The following is a 15,974-nucleotide window of genomic DNA, read 5'->3' as shown; positions in this document are numbered from 1 at the left end:
GCCGGACTTCGATGCTGGTCGTACGGCCGGGCGGTCCGGCGGATACCGACGCCCTGCTCGAACTCGCCTATCTCTCCGGCAAGGGCTTCACCAGCCTGCCGGAGAACCGCGAGACACTGGCGCAGCGGCTGGAGCTCAGCGCCGCAAGCTTTGCCGGGCAGGTCGATCCGACCGAGGCGTGGTACGTGCTGATGCTCGAGGACACTGCGACCGGGCGCATCGAAGGGGTTGCCGGGGTCAAGGGCGCGGTCGGGTTGCAACGCCCGCACTTTTCCTTCCGCGTGGTGACCTTCACGCAGTTCAGCTCGGCCACGTCCACGCGTTTCGATCATCAGGCGCTGGTTCTGGTCAACGAATGCACCGGCCATTCCGAAGTCGGTTCGCTGTTCCTGCGTCCGGGGCGGCGGCAGGCGGGAACCGGGGCCTTGCTCGCCCGCGCCCGTTACATGTTGATCGCGGCGGCGCGTGAACGGTTTTCCCAGACGGTCATGGCCGAATTGCGCGGCTGGTTCGACGAGCGCGACATCAGCCCGTTCTGGGAAGGGATCGCGGCCAAGTTCTTTCGCCTGCCGTTCGAACAGGCCGACCACATGATCACCACGACCGACGGGCAGTTCATCGCCGATCTCGCCCCGCGTCACCCGATCTATCTCGAACTGGTCCCGGCCGAAGCGCGCGAGGCGATCGGCATGGTCCACCGCCATGGCGAGGCGGCGCGGCACATGCTGGAAAACGAAGGGTTCGCCGCCTCCGGCCTCATCGACATATTCGATGGCGGGCCGACCATGGTGGTTCCGCGCGACCGCATTGCGACGGTCCGCGACGCGCGTATCCTGCCTGCACACGTGGCGGACGATCCGTCGCTGGCGGCGGCGCCCGAACGCCTGCTCGCGGTTCCGGCGGCGGCTGCGTTCCGTGCCTTGCGCGCAGGCGTGCTTGTGGGCGATGAAGCGATTGTCCTCTCCTCCGCAGTCGCCCGGGGGCTGGGGGTAGGGTCCGGCGACATGGTCATGGTGTGTTGATGGTTGAGCTGTTGCAGTCGTTCGATCCCGCGACGGGCGATCTCGTCTGGGAAGGCCGCGTGGCTGATGCCGCCGACTGTGCCGCCGCTGTTGCCCGTGCCCGTTCGGCGGGAGCCGACTGGGCCCGTCGTCCTCTGGAGGACCGCGTCGGGATCGCGCGCGCCTATGCCGAGGAACTGGTTGCCCGGCGCGAGGATCTGGCCTGCCTTATCAGCCGCGAGACCGGCAAGCTCTTGTGGGAAGCGCGGACAGAAGTCGCCGCGATGATCGGCAAGGTGGAAATCTCCATCCGTGCGCAGGCAGAGCGCGCCGGGACGAGCGAGACCGCGCAGCTGTTCGGACGGGCGGTCCTGCGCCATCATCCCCATGGGGTCATGGCCGTGCTCGGGCCTTACAATTTCCCCGGACACTTGCCCAACGGGCATATCGTTCCCGCGTTGATCGCGGGGAACACGGTGGTGTTCAAGCCTTCCGAACAGACACCTGCCGTCGGCGCGGCGATGGTCGAGGCCTGGCATGCGGCGGGCGTTCCGGCCGAAGTCCTGCAAGTGGTGCAGGGCGGGCGCGATACCGGCGCGGCGCTCATCGATGAAGACATCGACGGCCTGCTGTTCACCGGGTCGGCCACGGCGGGGCGGCATTTCCGTCAGGCGTTCGTCGATCGGCCCGGTGTCATTCTGGCGCTCGAACTGGGCGGCAACAATCCGCTGGTCGCGTGGGACAGCGAGACCGATCCCGAAACGCTCGCTAATCTGGTCGTCCATTCGGCTTTCATCACGACCGGGCAACGCTGTTCGTGCGCGCGGCGCCTGATCGTGCCGGTGGGCGCGGCGGGCGACGCGCTGGTGACGGCGCTTGTCGATCTTGCCGCGCGCCTGCCCATCGGGGCGGGTGAGGACGAGGCTTTCATGGGGCCCCTGATTTCACCCGAAGCCGCACGCGGCGGGCGGGCGGCGCTTGCCGGGCTGGTCGATGCGGGATGCCGCGTCCTCCTCGATCGCAGCATTGTCGAGGAGCGGGGCGAAGCCTTTTTCGGTCCGGTCATTCTCGACGCGACCGGGATCGACGTGCCCGACGCCGAAATCTTTGCTCCGGTGCTCCGGGTCGTGCGCGTGGTCGATTTCGATGCGGCGGTCGCGGCGGCCAATGCGACGGCCTTTGGCCTGAGTGCCGGGCTGCTGTCGGCCGATGCCGATCTCTGGGATCGGTTCATCGACACCATTCGCGCCGGGGTAGTCAACTGGAACCGTCCGACCACGGGGGCCGCGTCGGCTGCGCCTTTCGGTGGCCTTGGCGAATCCGGCAATCACCGGCCCAGCGCCTATTACGCGGCGGACTATTGCGCTTATCCCGTGGCCAGTTTCGAAGCGCCGCAACTGGCACCTGTCCCGATTCCGGGGCTGGACTGACGTCCTGATCCGGAGCCGCAGATCCAAAAATATTTCGCGCCGCCCGGAATGGTGTAACCATTGCCGGGCGGATTGCGAAATCCAGGGGGATGCGCATGCGGCCGGATGAACAGCACCTCAAGGCCCTTATGCTAAAAGGGATGGACGGCGATGGCACTGCCCACGCCGCCCTTCTGCGTGCGCTCCTGCCGCTGCTGCGCGGATTTTTCCGGCGTCGGTTGGGCGGCAGTAACGACGATGTCGAGGATCTGATACAGGAAACGCTGATTGCCGTGCACCAACGACGCGCCACTTACGATCCGCAGCGCCCCTTTGGCGGGTGGTTGTTCGCGATCGCCCGATACAAGATGATCGACCGCTATCGTCGTCGTGGCCATGCGGTCTCGTTCGACGATATTGGTGACTTCGCCGACGAATTCGCGTTCGAGGAAGCGAGCGATGCCCGCGCCGATGTCAATCGTCTGCTCGAAGGGATACCGGCCAAGCAGGCGGCGGTCCTGAGGGCGACGCGCATCGATGGATTGAGTACCGCCGAAGCGGCAAGTCGTCTGGGGATCGGCGAGTCGGATGTAAAGGTTTCAGCCCATCGCGGGCTCAAGGCTCTTGCCGCACGCGTCAGGGACAGTTTGCGATGAATGAGGAAGACCTCATCGAAGCGCTCGCGCGCGACCTCCGCCCGGTGTCCCGGCACACGCTGGGGCGTCGTCTTGTGGGCGGGATCGTCCTGGGTGGCGTGGCGACGGCCTTGGTGGTCGGCGGCTGGCTCGGATTTCGTCCCGATCTGGCGCTTGCCATGCATGGCCCGACGTTCTGGATGAAATGGGCCTATACGATCAGCCTTGCGTTTTGTGCGACGGCGGCGACCGCGCGGCTGGCCCGGCCCGATGGCGGCGTCGGTGGCTGGCTGTGGATCATGGCGCTGCCGGTGCTCGGCCTTGCCGCGATCGGTATCCATGAATTGATGACGACCCCGCGTGCGGGCTGGCTGGCGATGTGGCTGGGGGCAAGCTGGCAGGTCTGCTCGCGCAATGTCTTCATGCTGTCGCTGCCGATTTTCGGCGGCCTGCTGTGGTCGTTCCGCCGTCTGGCGCCGACACGGCTGGGGCTGGCCGGGGCGACGGCGGGATTGTCGGCTGGGGCATGGGGGGCAACGCTCTATTGCCTGCATTGCCCCGAATCCTCGGCGCTGTTCGTGCTGACCTGGTATACGCTGGGAATGGGACTGGCGGCGATTGTCGGGGCACTGCTCGGCCCCCGTCTGCTGCGCTGGTAAAAGGCGAACGCCGCGATCAACCGATCGCGGCGACAAGCCCTTCGCCCAGCCATTGGCCGAGCAAGGTTCCGGCCATGTTGACCGCGACGTCCTCGTCATGGTCACCGGCAAGATCCGCGCAGATCTCTGCGAACGTCAGCCCTTGCGCGCATTGGCGCATCACGCGTGTTTCCATGGCATCGGCCCGGCGCAGGACCGGCTCGAACCCCTGTCGCCAGATCACCAGCGTTTGCGGCTGGGGCAGGATCTGCGACGCAGGGCTTCCTTCGTCATGGGCCCCTTCGTCATGGGTCAGCGCCAGCCACAGTTCGTCGGCATTGGTCGCGATTTCGAGCAGCAGAAGCGAGGGGACAAGCGTGATCCGCGCGGTGTCCCAGTCGACTTCGCCCAATGCTGCAGGGGCGATCGGTTCGGCGTCGGGCGCGACGAAGGTGTCGCCGACGGCGCGGTCGATCATGGCAAGCTCGCCCGCCTCGGGCCGGTCGGGCCACAGCGCGGTCAGCGTGTCGGGAAATCCGTCGCCATAGGCATCGAGCGTCCAGCTTGAAGGCGGGCGGGCATCGACATGATGGGCCGCCGCCGCGTCGAAATCGCTTTCGCCCAGATAGAGCGCCGCGCGTCCGTGCGTTTCGCGCAGGGCTTCGACCAGCGTGACGCGATAGTTGTTCTGATAGACCGACAGGCCGGGCCCGACGCCGAGCACGGCGGCTTGTTCGCTTGCCCGATCCTCGTCGGGTTCGCGCAGCCATGCGCAGAACCGGCGCTGAAGTTCGGCAAGGGGGAGGATCGTGGGCGTGCTCATGCGGCAAGCTCCCCAGTCTGGACGGTTTCCGTCTGTGCGGCGTCGCGGGCGAGATCGAGTTCGACCACGAGTTCGTCGAGTTCGGGAATGTTGCCGTCGCGTTCGATCATGGTCGGCACCGGACCGGTGCGGCGGATCGTTTCGGCATAGAGCGCCCAGACTTCATCAGTCACCGGCTGGTCATGGGTATCGACAAGCCCATGGGCGCCCATGCTGTGCCCGGCCAGATGGATTTGTCCCACTGCGCCGAGTGGCAGGTTGTCGAGCCAGGACAAGGGATCGAGCCCGTGATTGGTCGCGCTGACGAAGATGTTGTTGACGTCGAGCAGCAATCCGCACCCTGTGCGCCGGACCATTTCCGACAGGAATTCCCATTCGGGCATGGTGCCGGGAAAGGCGATGTAGCTGGACGGATTTTCGAGCAGCATCCGCCGCCCGAGATGGTCCTGCGTAATCGAGACGGCCCGGCATACGGTGTCGAGCGCTTCCTCTGTCAATGGCACGGGCAGGAGATCGTGCGAATTGAACCCGTCGATCCCGGTCCAGCACAGATGGTCCGACACGATCGATGGCTCGATCATGTCGACCAGGGTCTTGAGCTTGTCGAGATAGGCGTGGTTGGGGCCATCGGCCGAACCGACCGACAGTGAAACGCCGTGCAACGCCATGGGATAGTTCGCCCGCGCCCGCAGCAGCGTGTCACGCGGACGCCCGGCGACGCCCATGAAGTTTTCGGAAATGACCTCGAAGAAATCGACCGGCGCAGTGCCGTCGATATAGGCGCCGTAATGGGGGCGTCGCATGCCGAGGCCAAAGGCACCGAGTGCGGGGATGGGGAGGGAAGACGACATCGGCATGTCCTGCTTTTGGCAAGCCCCATACGACAGACGGGCGACCGGTCGATCCGGGGAGAGATCGTCCAGCCGCCCGCGTGCCAGGGATGATTTCGTGCTGCAACGAGCTCATCCCGTCGCAGAAGCGTAAAGTCGCTCCGCTTACTTCGCCGGAGCGGTCAGGCTGCCGCCGTCGGCCTTGCACTGTTCCTTGCTCTCGGCCTTGAAACCCTGGCCCTTGCACGAATTCTGGCCCTTGCACGAATTGTGCGCGGTGGCGCAGTCCGACTGGCCCTTGCAGGCGTTGACGCCGTAGCAGTGAACAACCTTGGCCTGCTTGGCCATGGCCGGGACCGGCATGGCGGCAACCGCAGCAGCGACGAGCGCAGCCTGGCTGGCAAGGGCGAGCGTGTTGAAAGCGAACTTGGCGGTATTGGTCTTCATGATCGGTTCTCCCGGTTGTGCCGGATCGGCGTCCGGTTTTTCGTCCGGCGACGCTCGGGCGTTACAGGTCGGACGAAATATTTCCGCATCCGAGCACCGGGCGCAAGAAATTTGAATGCGCTGTAACCGTGTTTCCGGACCGAGCGAATTGCCGAACACAGGCGGCGCCGAACGCTCGCGCTGCTCCCGAAACACGCATTTCAAGGAATAGACGAATGAAGCTTTCCCATGCCTCTCTTGCCGCGACACTGGCTCTGGGCCTTGCCGCAGGTGTCGCCCATGCAGCGGACAGCAAGCCCGCGATGGAAAAGTGCTATGGTGTCGCCCGCGCCGGACACAACGACTGTGCGGCCGGTGCCGGCACCACTTGTGCGGGAACGCAAAAGACCGATTACCAGGGCAATTCGTGGAAGCTGGTCAAGGCCGGTACTTGCACCTCGATCAAGACGCCCAAGGGTCACGGTTCGCTGACCCCGCGCTGATCGCGTTGCCCTGACTCGCTTCCCTTGCACGGGTGCCGGTTCATGTTCCGCCTCGCCTACTGGAACCCGCGCCAGCCTGGTCCAGCCCCCCTCGGGACAAGGTCGTCAAGGGAAGCGCTTTTTTCCTGCCAGTCGAAAGGCCCGGCGATGACTTCTCTGACCCATCTCTACCGTCGTGCGACCGGGCTCGCCGAGCGACTGCTGCCTGCCTCGGTTCTCCTGTTGGTGGCCCGGCTCGGGATCGCCTCGATCTTCTTCCTGTCGGGACGGACCAAGGTCAGCGGCCTGCTGACGATCACCGACAGCGCCTATTACCTGTTCGAAACCGATTACCGGTTGCCGTTCCTGCCACCCCATGTCGCGGCCCATATCGCGACCTATTCCGAACACCTCTTTCCGATCCTGCTGGTCCTTGGCCTCGGCACGCGCTTTGCCGCCTTGTCGATTCTGGGCATGACGACGGTGATCGAGGTTTTCGTCTATCCCGACGCCTGGCCGACCCATCTGTCATGGGCCGGTTTGCTGCTCCCCCTGATCGCCCAGGGTGGCGGCACATTCGCCTTGGATCGATTTTTTGGCGAGGATAATATTTAATTTTCAGATTGTTTTTTAATGAATGTGATGGCGTCTCTTATGGCGAAGTAAATATTGTGAAGGTCAAGTCCCATTGATTCTTCATCAATTTTATTTTTGTTAAATATTGCGCAATGGAGTGGGATTTTATTTTTTAGAGTTGGCTGTTTTTCGAAATAACTCTGCACATGTTTGAAGTGGTGTGCGACCATGTCGACTAATAGAAAATCAAATGATCTTTTCCTCCACTCCTGTCGAAGGGTGCTCGCTTTGCGTGGATGCGCGGCTCGATCGACAGCATGAAACACCGCTACGCAAGCGAGAAAAGCATGGCGCCCTGATCTCGGATTGCTGCGAAAATCTGCAAATGTCGGATCGACTATTCGCTCGAGATAATCGGCTAATTCCACATCATCTCCATTGTGTGATTTCGGTTGCCCTGAGCCCGGATCAGCCTTCCGCGCTGCTGGTCGAGAACAGGTTGATGACCAGCGTGCCTGCAACGATCATCGCGATCCCGGCAAGGGCGGCGGCGTCGAGCTTCTGGCGATAGACGACCAGTCCGATCAGTGAGATGACGACGATCCCGACGCCCGACCACAGGGCATAGGCAATGCCCATGGGGATCGTGCGCAATGTCTGGGACAGCGCATAGAACGCGACCGCATAGCCGAAGATTACCGCGATCGAGGGCAGGGGGCGTGTGAAACCGGCGGCGGCTTTCAGAGCCGAAGTCGCCATGATTTCACTGCCGATGGCCAGTGCCAGCCAGATCCAGCCCATCCCGTCCTTCATCATGCCCCCTTTCGCGCTGCACCGGCGGTGATCTTTGCCCAATTGGGGGAAGGGGGCAACCGCTCGCACCCTTTTTGCGCAGCAAAGGGTTTTGCCTTGCCTCTCGACAGGCGCGCAATCCATGCAGGACCCACTTCGTCTCGAGGGGGAATCCATGCGCACCGTGACTGTTGCCGCCACTCAGTTCGCCTGCACCTGGGATCTTGCCGCCAATCTCGACACAGCCGAAGCTCTCGTGCGTGAAGCGGCGGGAAATGGCGCGCAGGTCGTGCTGTTGCAGGAGCTGTTCGAGACGCCCTATTTCTGTCCGGACGAACGGGCGAAGCATTTCGCACTGGCTCGTCCGCGCGAAGGGCATCCTGTCCTTGCCCGCTTTTCCGCGCTCGCCCGCGAACTGGGCGTGGTCCTGCCGTTCAGTTTCTTCGAGAAGGTCGGCTCCACCCATTTCAATTCTCTTGTCATGCTCGATGCCGACGGGCGCGACCTGGGGCTTTATCGCAAGAGCCACATTCCGCAGGGGCCCGGCTATCGCGAGAAATTCTTCTTCGCGCCGGGCGATACCGGTTTTCAGGTCTGGGACACGGCGTTCGGGCGTATCGGTGCCGCGATCTGTTGGGACCAGTGGTTCCCCGAATGCGCGCGGTCGCTGGCGCTCAAAGGCGCGGAGCTGATTCTCTATCCGACCGCAATCGGCACCGAGCCGCTCGACCCCGGTTTCGACAGCCAGCCACACTGGCAGCGGACGATGCAGGGCCACGCCGCCGCCAACATGGTGCCGGTGATCGCGTCCAACCGTATCGGCCATGAAGTCAACGAAGACGCCGACATCACCTTTTACGGCAGTTCGTTCATCACCGACCAGTTCGGCGCGCTCGTCGCGCAGGCCGGGCGAGACACGCGCGAAGCCATCGTCGCGACATTCGACCTCGACGAAATCGCGCCGCAGCGTGCCGGTTGGGGCCTGTTCCGCGACCGGAGACCCGAACTGTACGGCACGCTGACGACATACGGAGGTTAGGGTACGCGGTTAGGCGTCCACTGCGGGCTGGTTTTCCATGTGCCAGCCCAGTGCGTCGACTTTCTCGAGGATGGTATCAGCGAGCGGCGAGGGCGGAATGATCTCTGCCCAGGCGATATGGAAACATGCCAGCCAGCCTTCGATCTCCGCCTTGCCGATCGGTGCAACGAAATGTCGCATGCGCAAGCGCGGGTGACCGTATTTGTCGGTATAGAGCGGCGGCCCGCCGAGCCATCCGGTCAGGTATTCGTAGAGTTTCTGCTCGGCGCGCGACAGATCGGGCGGATGGACCGCGCGACATTCGGCGGCTTCGGGCAGAGTGTCCATCAAGGCGTAGAACCGGGCGCAGAGTGCGCGGATGACCGGTTCGCCGCCAAAGGTTTCGTAGGGGGTGACTTCTTCGCTCATGATTTCTTTATCCCCGGGCCCATTCGACGATCCGGCGTGCATCCATCGCTCCGGCAATGCGCCGGATTTCGCGTCCGCCCGAAAAGAGCATCATCGTCGGGATCGACCGGATGTCGTGTGCCCCGGCCAGGGCTTGTTCGGCCTCGGTATCGACTTTCAACAGGCGGACATGGGGTTCCAGCATGTGCGCGGCCTGTGCAAAGGCGGGCGCCATCATGCGGCAGGGCCCGCACCAGGAAGCCCAGAAATCGACCAGGACCGGCAGGCTGCCCTTGCCGACATGGGCGGAAAAGGCCGCAGCATTGACCGGCACCGGATGCCCGGTGAAAAGAGGTTGATGGCACTTGCCGCAATTGGGCGCTTCGTCGAGCCGTTCGCGCGCGACCCGGTTGCCTGCAAGACAATGGGGGCAAACGACGATTTCGTTGTCGCTCATCACTTTGATCCCTTCGCCGGTCGGTTCCGACCGGGCCCGGTGTCCATGTAGGTATCGAACCGCATAATGCCAGTGCGGAAAGCGCTTGTACGCCTTTCGTCGCAGCGATAGAAAGTTGCCATGTCAACGATAATCCATGGGGAAGAGGAAGAGCGCGCCGCGCTCTATGCCCTGACCAACGCCATTCAGCCCGCGCGCCGCGCGTGGCAACAGGTCGCCGCTGCGGCCTTGTCGCAATCGGGACTTTCGGTCGCGGTGGCGATGCCGGTGCTGTTCGTTTCGCGTCTGGGCGACGGAGTGTTGCAGGCGCGATTGGCCGAGGAAATCGGCGTTCATCCCGCAGCGCTCGCCCGCGCTCTGGTCAGCGCGGAAAAGGACGGCTTGATCGAACGGCGGGCGGTTCCCGGCGACCGCCGCGCGCGCGGGGTCTGTCTCACCGAACGCGGACGCGATCTGGCCGCGCGGATGGAAGAGGAACTGGCCTTGCGCCGCCGCATCGTGCTTGGGGACATGCCGATCGGCGATGTCGTCACGGCGGTGCGCGTGCTACGTCGACTGGAAGAACAGGTGCGGGCCGGGTTCGGGCGCCATGACGACTGACTTCCCAAAGGGGGAGGTCGACTGAAATGCCCCGGATCGGCCGTGCCGAGATCACCTTTTCGCTGACGACTTTCGCGGCGGCGATGCTGGCGCTCTACATCTCGTTTCTGGTCGGGCTGGAACGCCCCTACTGGGCGATGTTGACTGTCTATATCTCCAGCCAGCCGGTCGCGGCAGCCGCCTTGTCGAAAGGGATCTTTCGGGTCGCGGGTACCCTGATCGGGGCGGCAGCCTCGGTCCTTGTCGTGCCGATGTTCGTCGATGCACCGCCGGTCCTGTCGCTGGTCCTCGCGCTCTGGGTCGGAGTCTGCCTCTTCATCTCGTTGCTCGACCGCACGCCGCGTGCCTATCTTTTCATGCTGGCGGGCTATACCGCCGCACTGATTTCCTTCCCCGCCGTCGACAAGGCGGAGGACATCTTCAACATTGCGGTCTTGCGCGGCATGGAAATCGCCATCGGTGCGGCCTGTTCCAGCCTGCTGCATACACTGATCCCCGCCCATGATTTCGAAGCCGCGATCGGTGGGCGCATCCGGACGGTGCGTACCGAGATGGGGCGCTGGCTGGACGAAGTGCTCGACGGCAAAGTCGATGCGGAGCGTCCCGACCTGCCCAGTCGCATGGCCGGACACATGACCGAATTGCGGTTGATGGCAACACACCTGCGGTTCCATCCTGACGGTGGGAAGCTGGCGCGGGGCACGATCATGGTGCTGTGGGATCATCTGGTCCTGCTGATGCCGCTGGTCGATGCGATCGAGGACCGACTGACCGTGCTGCGCGAACCGGAAGGCACCTCATGGCCCGAAGGTCTTGCCGACGTGCTTGCCCATTTGCGGGACTGGGTGGGGCAGGAGCCTCAGACGCTGTCGGCAACCCGCGCGGGCGTCGAGGCGAGGCTTGCGGCATGGCATGAAACCCTGTCACCCGACGACTGGCGCGGTCTCATCGCGCTCAACCTCCATGCCCGTCTTGCCGAGCTTGTCATGCGGTACGAGGCGACGCAGTGGCTGGCCGAACACACCCTGCATCCCGCAACGCCGTTGCCTGCCCCGCTAACCCCGCTTTTGCGCGCGAAGGGGCGACGCCTGTGGCATCGCGATGTCGGGCTGGCCTTCCGTTCGGCACTTGCGGCGGTGATCGGCGTGCTGGGGTCCTGCGCAGTGTGGATCGTGACGATGTGGCCCGACGGTGGGACCATGGCGATGATCTGCGCGGTGGTGTGCAGCTTCTTTGCGACACTCGACGATCCGCGTCCTGCGCAGGCGAGCTGGCTCAAATGGACCGCGCTCAGCCTGCCGATCGCGGCGGTCTATCTGTTCGGGATCCTGCCCCATGTGACCACGTTCGAAGGGCTGGTGCTCGCGCTGGCGCCGACTCTGCTGGTCATGGGCGTTTTCCTTGGCGATCCGGCGATCTATGTGAAAACGATGACTCTCGTCGTCGGCTTTTGCGGGGCGCTGGCGCTGACCGCCGCGCTCGAAGCCGACTTTGCCCGCTTCATCAACAGCAACATCGCGCAATTGATCGGCGCGGCGGCGGCGATCGTGACGACAGGCTTGTTCCGGGTGATCGGTGCGGAAGCTGCGGTCCAACGTATCCTGCGGCGAAACTGGGGCGATCTGGCGCGGCTTGCTGCCGGGCGGCTGGCCTTGACCGGAGAAGCGTGGAACAGCCTGATGGTCGATCGGGCGGCACTGCTGTCGCCCCGCATTGGCCATCTGGCCTCGCTGGACGGACGGGATCGGGCGGCGGGCGATGGGTTGCGCGAAGTGCGCATCGGTCTCAACCTGATCCAGATCCGGCAAATGATCGGTGTCGTTCCTGCCGATACGCGGCAGGAACTCGTGAATCTTCAAAATGCGGCGGCAGGCTTGTGCCATGCCCAGAGCCTGCCTGATCGGACAGGGCTCGACGAGTACCGGGCCGAAACGCTCGTGGCCTTGCGTGCGGCTGGGGCAAAGTGCCGAGAGCCTTCCTCGGGCAGCGCGGAGCGGGATCTGCTCAACATTCTCGTCGGCATGACCCGGGCGCTCCTGCCCGAGGAAAGCTTGTAACCGTTACGCTTTTTCGGTGAGCCAAGGGAGGTCCGGGCCGACCGGAACGATCCCGTTGGGATTGAGCGTCTTGATTGAATAATAGCCGCGCTTGATGTGGTCGACGTTGACCGTTGCGCGCACGCCGGGAAGGGCGATTACGCGTTCGAGGTAGGCACTGAGCGCGGGATAGTCGAGCAGGCGCTGCCGGTTGCACTTGAAAATGCCGTGATAGGCCGCATCGAACCGTACCAGCGTGACGAACAGGCGAATGTCCGTTTCGGTCAGGGCGTCGGCAAAGAGGAAGGGGCCTCCCGAAGCAAGGCGCGTTTCCAGCTCGTCGAGCATGGCAAAGACATCGGCATAGGCCTCTTCGTAGGCCTCCTGCGTAGTGGCGAAACCGGCGCGATAGACCCCGTTGTTGAGCATGGGGTAGATCCGCGCATTGAGCGCGTCGATGTCCTCGCGCAGGGCTGCGGGGTAGAGGTCGAACGACGGGTCGGCCAGATCGCCGAAACCGCTGTCGAACATGCGCAGGATGTCGGCGGATTCGTTGTTGACGATCGTCTGCCGTTCGCGGTCCCACAGTACCGGGACCGTTGCCCGTCCGGTATAGTGCGGATCGGCACGGGTATAGAGCTCGTGCATGTAGGTCACGCCGTTGAGCTCGTCGCGGTCGGCACCGGGGTAGTCCCCGAAACGCCAGCCTTCATCGGTCAGCGCCGGTTCGACCACGCTTACCGAAACCGCGTCGGCCAGGCCTTTGAGCTGCCGGGCGATCAGCGTACGCGAAGCCCAGGGACAGATCAGCGCGACATAGAGGTGATAGCGCCCCTTTTCGGCCTTGAACCCGGCCTCGCCGGTCGGACCCGCGCTGCCGTCCGGGGTCACCCAATGGCGAAATCCCGAAACCTGACGGACGAAGCCGCCCTTGGCATCGGTAGCCTGGACCGGTTGCCAGTCCTGCGTCCATTTTCCATTGACGAGCATCGCGGCGACCTTGTGCAGGGGGAGGGTGGAGCCGCGCCTGAGTGGGGGGCTGGGTGGCGCGGCTCCTGGGGGGGGCTTGGGTCAAAGGACCACGCCGCCTGGGGCGGCGTGGCGAAGGGGTATCAGTTGGTCTTTTCGAAAGCGGCGCTGATCTTCAGCTTCACTTCGTCGCTGACATAGGGAACGTACTTGCTGACGCCGAAGTCCGAACGCTTGAGCACGCCCACGGCGCTGAAGCCGATGGTGTAGGCCTTGTCCATCGGGTTGACGCCCGCGCCGCCGAACGTCGCGTTGAGCGTCAGCGGCTTCGAAACGCCGTGCAGCGTGACGGTACCGATGATCTGTGCGGTGCGCGGGCCGGTCTTCACGACCTTTTCCGAGACGAAGTGGAGATCGGGGTACTTGGCCGCGTCAAACCATTCGGCGCCCTTGAGTTCGGCGTCGAGCACGCTGTTGGTGGTCGAAATGCCCGAAACCGGCAGCGACACGTCGAGCTTGGTCGCGGCAATCGCCTTGGGATCGAACGTCAGGGTGCCGGTCGCGCCGGGGATCACGCCGAAGAAATCGTTGAAGCCGAAGTGGTTGACGGTGAATTCGGCGAGCGTGTGGTGGGTTTCGACCTTGTAGGTGCCGGCCTGGACCGTCGGCACGGCAGCCGGAGTGGCGGCGAGCGCAACGGCCGGAGCGGCGATCAGCGCGAGAGCGGCAAACGAGATGGCTTTCATGGGATCAATCCTGTCAATGGGCGCGACCTGACGGAGCGCGACTGTAAGGCCAAAGGGCCAGGCAGATCACGGCGTGAACCGGCCCGGTTGACGACTATATGCCTTCATTGGGATAGGGTGATAATCCGCTCAATCGACGAATATCTTTAAACTGACAGTTTCAAATTGCTCGCTTTACCACTCTTCGGCAAGGCGCGGCATGCGTTCGGCGAGGAAGTCGATCCACGCGCTGGTGCGCGCGTTCGGGCGCCGGGTCGGGTGGGTGACGGCATAGACGGCGCCCATGTCCATCGCCGGGATGTCGAGTTCGAATTCGACGAGTTCGCCGCTGTTCAACGCCTCTGCGGCGATGAAACGCGGGCCATAGACGATGCCCTGACCAGTGCAGGCCGCTTTCACCAGCGCCTCGCCGTTGTTGGCCAGCATGCTGCCCTTGATCGCCACGCGGACCGACCCGTCGCGTCCGAAGCCCCAGGTATTGCCGCCCAGCCGCGAACTGAGCGTGTAGCTGAGGCAGTTGTGGTGTTTGAGATCCTCGACCGAGCGCGGCGTGCCGTGTTGTTCGAGATACGAGGGCGCGGCGCAGAGCGCGAGATGGACGGCGGCCAGCTTGCGCGCCTTGAGACTGCTGTCGGCCAGTTGCCCGATGCGGATGGCCACGTCCCAGCGTTCTTCGAGAAGGTCGACATAGCGGTCGTTGAGGCCGAGTTCGATCGTGACGCCGGGATGGCGCACGCCGAATTCAGCCGCGAGCGAGGAAATGTGCATGACCCCGAACGAGGCCGGGGCATTGACGCGCAACAGGCCCTCGATCACTTGCGAGCGGGCCGAGGCCTCGTTTTCCGCTTCGCGCAGTTCGGCAAGGATGCGTTCGGCGCGGTCGAGATAGTCCGCTCCCGCCTGCGTCAGCGACAGACGGCGCGTGGTGCGGTTGACCAGGGTCGTGCCCAGCCGTTCCTCAAGCTGTCCCAGATGCTTGGCTGCCATGGCCGCCGACATGCCGAGTGAGCGTCCGGCCGCCGAAAGGCTGCCCAGCCGCATGGCAAGCACGAACACTTCGATTCCGGTCAGTCGATCCGCCATGCGATCCTTTGTCTGTCATTGCGATAATGCCGATTGCGCAAGGGGTGTTATCATCCCCACAGGCGAATGCCACCTTTGCGGAAAAAGGGACGATGCGGTTCGGAATAGGGATAGCACTGGGCGGAGCGGTCGGGGCGATCGCGCTGGCCTGTTCGGGCCCGGCGACGCGCGGCGCGCCCGCTCCTTTGCTGGCCGCTGCCTCGCTGACGGTGCCCGACATCGCCCGGCTTCCCGACGATGAGGCGGGGCGGCTGGTCCGGCGCGGGCGCGATCTTGTCGCCCATACCGCCGACCGGATCGGACCGGGCACGGCGCGCGCCTATTCGGGCAACGGGCTCGATTGCCAGAGCTGCCACATCGAGGCCGGAACGCGCGCCTTTGCCTTGCCGCTGGTCGCGGCCTATGCCGACTATCCCCAATATCGGGCGCGGTCGGGGCGCGTGGAAACGATCGCTGATCGCGTCAACGGGTGCATGATGCGCAGCCTCAACGGGCGTCCCCTACCGGTTGACGGGCCAGAGATGACGGCGATCGTTGCCTATCTCCGCTTCCTCTCGAGTGCAGGAGCTTCTTCGTTCGGACGCGGGACAGGGCAGATCGCCGAGCTTTCCCGCCCAGCCGATCCGCAGCGGGGGAGCGGGATCTATGCGCGGGTCTGTGCGGCCTGCCACGGCGTGGATGGCGCCGGACAAAAATCGGATGAGGGCAAGGGATATGCCGTGCCGCCCTTGTGGGGGCGGGACAGTTTCAACGACGGCGCGGGGATGGCCCGGCTGATCCAGGCGGCCAATTTCATCCATGCACAGATGCCGCCCGGTGGTCCTGGGCTCGCGGGCGAGGACGCATGGGACGTTGCCGCCTATGTCGAAGCGCATCCGCGTCCGCACAAAGCGGACCTCGATGCCGATTACCCCGATCGTCGCACCAAGCCGGTCGATGCGCCCTATGGCCCTTATCCCGACGGCTTTGATGCGCGGCAACATCGCTTCGGTCCTTTTGCCCCGATCCGACAGGGCCACGATGGAAAGGGGATGTAGCAAGGGGC

20 protein-coding genes are annotated in these 15,974 nt (G+C 64.2%); 10 read left to right on the top strand and 10 right to left on the bottom strand.

The genetic code is table 11. From position 1 onward, the window contains the following. Positions 1-11 precede the first annotated feature (11 nt). The 4 genes from Y88_RS06730 (at position 12) to Y88_RS06715 (ending at position 3,704) form a co-directional block, all read left to right on the top strand. Positions 12-1,022: an arginine N-succinyltransferase gene (locus Y88_RS06730; protein ID WP_008067498.1), complete on the top strand. Its 1,011-nt coding sequence runs from the start codon at positions 12-14 to the stop codon at positions 1,020-1,022. Next, on the top strand, positions 1,022-2,431 hold the full coding sequence (astD, locus tag Y88_RS06725) for a succinylglutamate-semialdehyde dehydrogenase (protein ID WP_018075787.1): 1,410 nt from the start codon (positions 1,022-1,024) through the stop codon (positions 2,429-2,431). The genes Y88_RS06730 and astD overlap by 1 nt, the downstream gene beginning before the upstream one ends. Positions 2,432-2,571: 140 nt before the next feature. After that, a complete protein-coding gene (locus tag Y88_RS06720) occupies positions 2,572-3,066 on the top strand; it encodes a sigma-70 family RNA polymerase sigma factor (RefSeq protein ID WP_008067481.1) in 495 nt (164 codons plus the stop codon). Continuing rightward, on the top strand, positions 3,063-3,704 hold the full coding sequence (locus Y88_RS06715) for a DUF1109 domain-containing protein (protein ID WP_008067480.1): 642 nt from the start codon (positions 3,063-3,065) through the stop codon (positions 3,702-3,704). The genes Y88_RS06720 and Y88_RS06715 overlap by 4 nt, the downstream gene beginning before the upstream one ends. A 16-nt stretch (positions 3,705-3,720) precedes the next feature. Here the strand turns inward: Y88_RS06715 and Y88_RS06710 are convergent, their stop codons facing one another. The 3 genes from Y88_RS06710 to bufA2 form a co-directional block, all read right to left on the bottom strand. Then, positions 3,721-4,506, bottom strand: a complete 786-nt coding sequence (locus Y88_RS06710) for an HvfC/BufC N-terminal domain-containing protein (protein WP_008067479.1) — start codon at positions 4,504-4,506, stop codon at positions 3,721-3,723. Next, the gene (gene bufB / locus Y88_RS06705; RefSeq protein WP_008067478.1) at positions 4,503-5,363 is read right to left on the bottom strand and encodes an MNIO family bufferin maturase; all 861 of its coding nucleotides are present in this window, start codon (positions 5,361-5,363) and stop codon (positions 4,503-4,505) included. The genes Y88_RS06710 and bufB overlap by 4 nt, the downstream gene beginning before the upstream one ends. A 138-nt stretch (positions 5,364-5,501) precedes the next feature. Next, on the bottom strand, positions 5,502-5,783 hold the full coding sequence (gene bufA2 / locus Y88_RS06700; protein WP_008067476.1) for a BufA2 family periplasmic bufferin-type metallophore: 282 nt from the start codon (positions 5,781-5,783) through the stop codon (positions 5,502-5,504). Between the two features lie 215 nt (positions 5,784-5,998). Here bufA2 and Y88_RS06695 point away from each other — a divergent pair, with 215 nt between their 5' ends. Continuing rightward, the gene (locus Y88_RS06695) at positions 5,999-6,265 is read left to right on the top strand and encodes a BufA1 family periplasmic bufferin-type metallophore (protein ID WP_008067475.1); all 267 of its coding nucleotides are present in this window, start codon (positions 5,999-6,001) and stop codon (positions 6,263-6,265) included. A gap of 147 nt (positions 6,266-6,412) precedes the next feature. Beyond that, a complete protein-coding gene (locus Y88_RS06690; protein ID WP_008067473.1) occupies positions 6,413-6,859 on the top strand; it encodes a DoxX family protein in 447 nt (148 codons plus the stop codon). Here Y88_RS06690 and Y88_RS19140 read toward each other — a convergent pair. Beyond that, positions 6,856-7,248: a hypothetical protein gene (locus Y88_RS19140; RefSeq protein ID WP_157132592.1), complete on the bottom strand. Its 393-nt coding sequence runs from the start codon at positions 7,246-7,248 to the stop codon at positions 6,856-6,858. The genes Y88_RS06690 and Y88_RS19140 overlap by 4 nt on opposite strands. Before the next feature lie 40 nt (positions 7,249-7,288). Further along, positions 7,289-7,636, bottom strand: coding sequence for a DMT family transporter (locus tag Y88_RS06685; RefSeq protein WP_008067472.1), 348 nt, complete (start codon positions 7,634-7,636; stop codon positions 7,289-7,291). Positions 7,637-7,787: 151 nt separating this feature from the next. On the opposite strand from Y88_RS06685, the gene aguB reads away from it, so the two are divergent. Then, positions 7,788-8,651, top strand: coding sequence for an N-carbamoylputrescine amidase (gene aguB, locus Y88_RS06680; protein WP_008067462.1), 864 nt, complete (start codon positions 7,788-7,790; stop codon positions 8,649-8,651). Positions 8,652-8,660: 9 nt separating this feature from the next. On the opposite strand, the gene Y88_RS06675 is transcribed toward aguB, so the two are convergent. Further along, positions 8,661-9,059, bottom strand: coding sequence for a group II truncated hemoglobin (locus tag Y88_RS06675; RefSeq protein ID WP_008067456.1), 399 nt, complete (start codon positions 9,057-9,059; stop codon positions 8,661-8,663). A 7-nt stretch (positions 9,060-9,066) separates the two neighbouring features. After that, positions 9,067-9,495, bottom strand: a complete 429-nt coding sequence (trxC, locus tag Y88_RS06670) for a thioredoxin TrxC (protein ID WP_018075784.1) — start codon at positions 9,493-9,495, stop codon at positions 9,067-9,069. A gap of 120 nt (positions 9,496-9,615) precedes the next feature. Between trxC and Y88_RS06665 the strand changes: the two genes are divergently transcribed. Together Y88_RS06665 and Y88_RS06660 are read left to right on the top strand one after the other, a co-directional pair. Continuing rightward, positions 9,616-10,095: a MarR family winged helix-turn-helix transcriptional regulator gene (locus Y88_RS06665; protein ID WP_008067454.1), complete on the top strand. Its 480-nt coding sequence runs from the start codon at positions 9,616-9,618 to the stop codon at positions 10,093-10,095. A 26-nt stretch (positions 10,096-10,121) separates the two neighbouring features. Next, the gene (locus Y88_RS06660) at positions 10,122-12,152 is read left to right on the top strand and encodes an FUSC family protein (protein ID WP_008067453.1); all 2,031 of its coding nucleotides are present in this window, start codon (positions 10,122-10,124) and stop codon (positions 12,150-12,152) included. A gap of 3 nt (positions 12,153-12,155) precedes the next feature. Here Y88_RS06660 and Y88_RS06655 read toward each other — a convergent pair whose 3' ends face one another. The 3 genes from Y88_RS06655 to Y88_RS06645 all read right to left on the bottom strand — a co-directional run bounded on the left by Y88_RS06655 (position 12,156) and on the right by Y88_RS06645 (position 14,929). Next, positions 12,156-13,121: a glutathione S-transferase family protein gene (locus tag Y88_RS06655; RefSeq protein ID WP_008067452.1), complete on the bottom strand. Its 966-nt coding sequence runs from the start codon at positions 13,119-13,121 to the stop codon at positions 12,156-12,158. A gap of 122 nt (positions 13,122-13,243) precedes the next feature. Next, complete coding sequence (locus Y88_RS06650) at positions 13,244-13,846, bottom strand: YceI family protein (protein ID WP_008067451.1); 603 nt, start codon at positions 13,844-13,846, stop codon at positions 13,244-13,246. A 174-nt stretch (positions 13,847-14,020) separates the two neighbouring features. Next, positions 14,021-14,929 (bottom strand): LysR family transcriptional regulator, encoded by a 909-nt coding sequence (locus Y88_RS06645; RefSeq protein ID WP_008067449.1) that lies wholly within the window; start codon positions 14,927-14,929, stop codon positions 14,021-14,023. Positions 14,930-15,021: 92 nt separating this feature from the next. On the opposite strand from Y88_RS06645, the gene Y88_RS06640 reads away from it, so the two are divergent. Next, the gene (locus Y88_RS06640) at positions 15,022-15,966 is read left to right on the top strand and encodes a c-type cytochrome (protein WP_018075783.1); all 945 of its coding nucleotides are present in this window, start codon (positions 15,022-15,024) and stop codon (positions 15,964-15,966) included. Positions 15,967-15,974 lie beyond the last annotated feature (8 nt).

The sequence above is a fragment of the Novosphingobium nitrogenifigens DSM 19370 genome (assembly GCF_000192575.1).
GTDB lineage: Bacteria > Pseudomonadota > Alphaproteobacteria > Sphingomonadales > Sphingomonadaceae > Novosphingobium > Novosphingobium nitrogenifigens.
Note: the sequence above shows the minus strand (reverse complement) of the source record. Positions and strands in the feature narration are given on the sequence as shown.

Coding starts and splice junctions, on each gene's coding strand:
- Y88_RS06645 (WP_008067449.1), bottom strand. CDS start 14,929: ATGGCGGATCGACTGACCGGAATCGAAGTGTTCGTGCTTGCCATGCGG.
- Y88_RS06690 (WP_008067473.1), top strand. CDS start 6,413: ATGACTTCTCTGACCCATCTCTACCGTCGTGCGACCGGGCTCGCCGAG.
- Y88_RS06720 (WP_008067481.1), top strand. CDS start 2,572: ATGGACGGCGATGGCACTGCCCACGCCGCCCTTCTGCGTGCGCTCCTG.
- Y88_RS06730 (WP_008067498.1), top strand. CDS start 12: ATGCTGGTCGTACGGCCGGGCGGTCCGGCGGATACCGACGCCCTGCTC.
- bufA2 (WP_008067476.1), bottom strand. CDS start 5,783: ATGAAGACCAATACCGCCAAGTTCGCTTTCAACACGCTCGCCCTTGCC.
- Y88_RS06675 (WP_008067456.1), bottom strand. CDS start 9,059: ATGAGCGAAGAAGTCACCCCCTACGAAACCTTTGGCGGCGAACCGGTC.
- Y88_RS06695 (WP_008067475.1), top strand. CDS start 5,999: ATGAAGCTTTCCCATGCCTCTCTTGCCGCGACACTGGCTCTGGGCCTT.
- aguB (WP_008067462.1), top strand. CDS start 7,788: ATGCGCACCGTGACTGTTGCCGCCACTCAGTTCGCCTGCACCTGGGAT.
- Y88_RS06715 (WP_008067480.1), top strand. CDS start 3,063: ATGAATGAGGAAGACCTCATCGAAGCGCTCGCGCGCGACCTCCGCCCG.
- bufB (WP_008067478.1), bottom strand. CDS start 5,363: ATGCCGATGTCGTCTTCCCTCCCCATCCCCGCACTCGGTGCCTTTGGC.
- trxC (WP_018075784.1), bottom strand. CDS start 9,495: ATGAGCGACAACGAAATCGTCGTTTGCCCCCATTGTCTTGCAGGCAAC.
- astD (WP_018075787.1), top strand. CDS start 1,022: ATGGTTGAGCTGTTGCAGTCGTTCGATCCCGCGACGGGCGATCTCGTC.
- Y88_RS06710 (WP_008067479.1), bottom strand. CDS start 4,506: ATGAGCACGCCCACGATCCTCCCCCTTGCCGAACTTCAGCGCCGGTTC.
- Y88_RS06640 (WP_018075783.1), top strand. CDS start 15,022: ATGCGGTTCGGAATAGGGATAGCACTGGGCGGAGCGGTCGGGGCGATC.
- Y88_RS06685 (WP_008067472.1), bottom strand. CDS start 7,636: ATGATGAAGGACGGGATGGGCTGGATCTGGCTGGCACTGGCCATCGGC.
- Y88_RS06660 (WP_008067453.1), top strand. CDS start 10,122: ATGCCCCGGATCGGCCGTGCCGAGATCACCTTTTCGCTGACGACTTTC.
- Y88_RS06650 (WP_008067451.1), bottom strand. CDS start 13,846: ATGAAAGCCATCTCGTTTGCCGCTCTCGCGCTGATCGCCGCTCCGGCC.
- Y88_RS06665 (WP_008067454.1), top strand. CDS start 9,616: ATGTCAACGATAATCCATGGGGAAGAGGAAGAGCGCGCCGCGCTCTAT.
- Y88_RS06655 (WP_008067452.1), bottom strand. CDS start 13,121: ATGCTCGTCAATGGAAAATGGACGCAGGACTGGCAACCGGTCCAGGCT.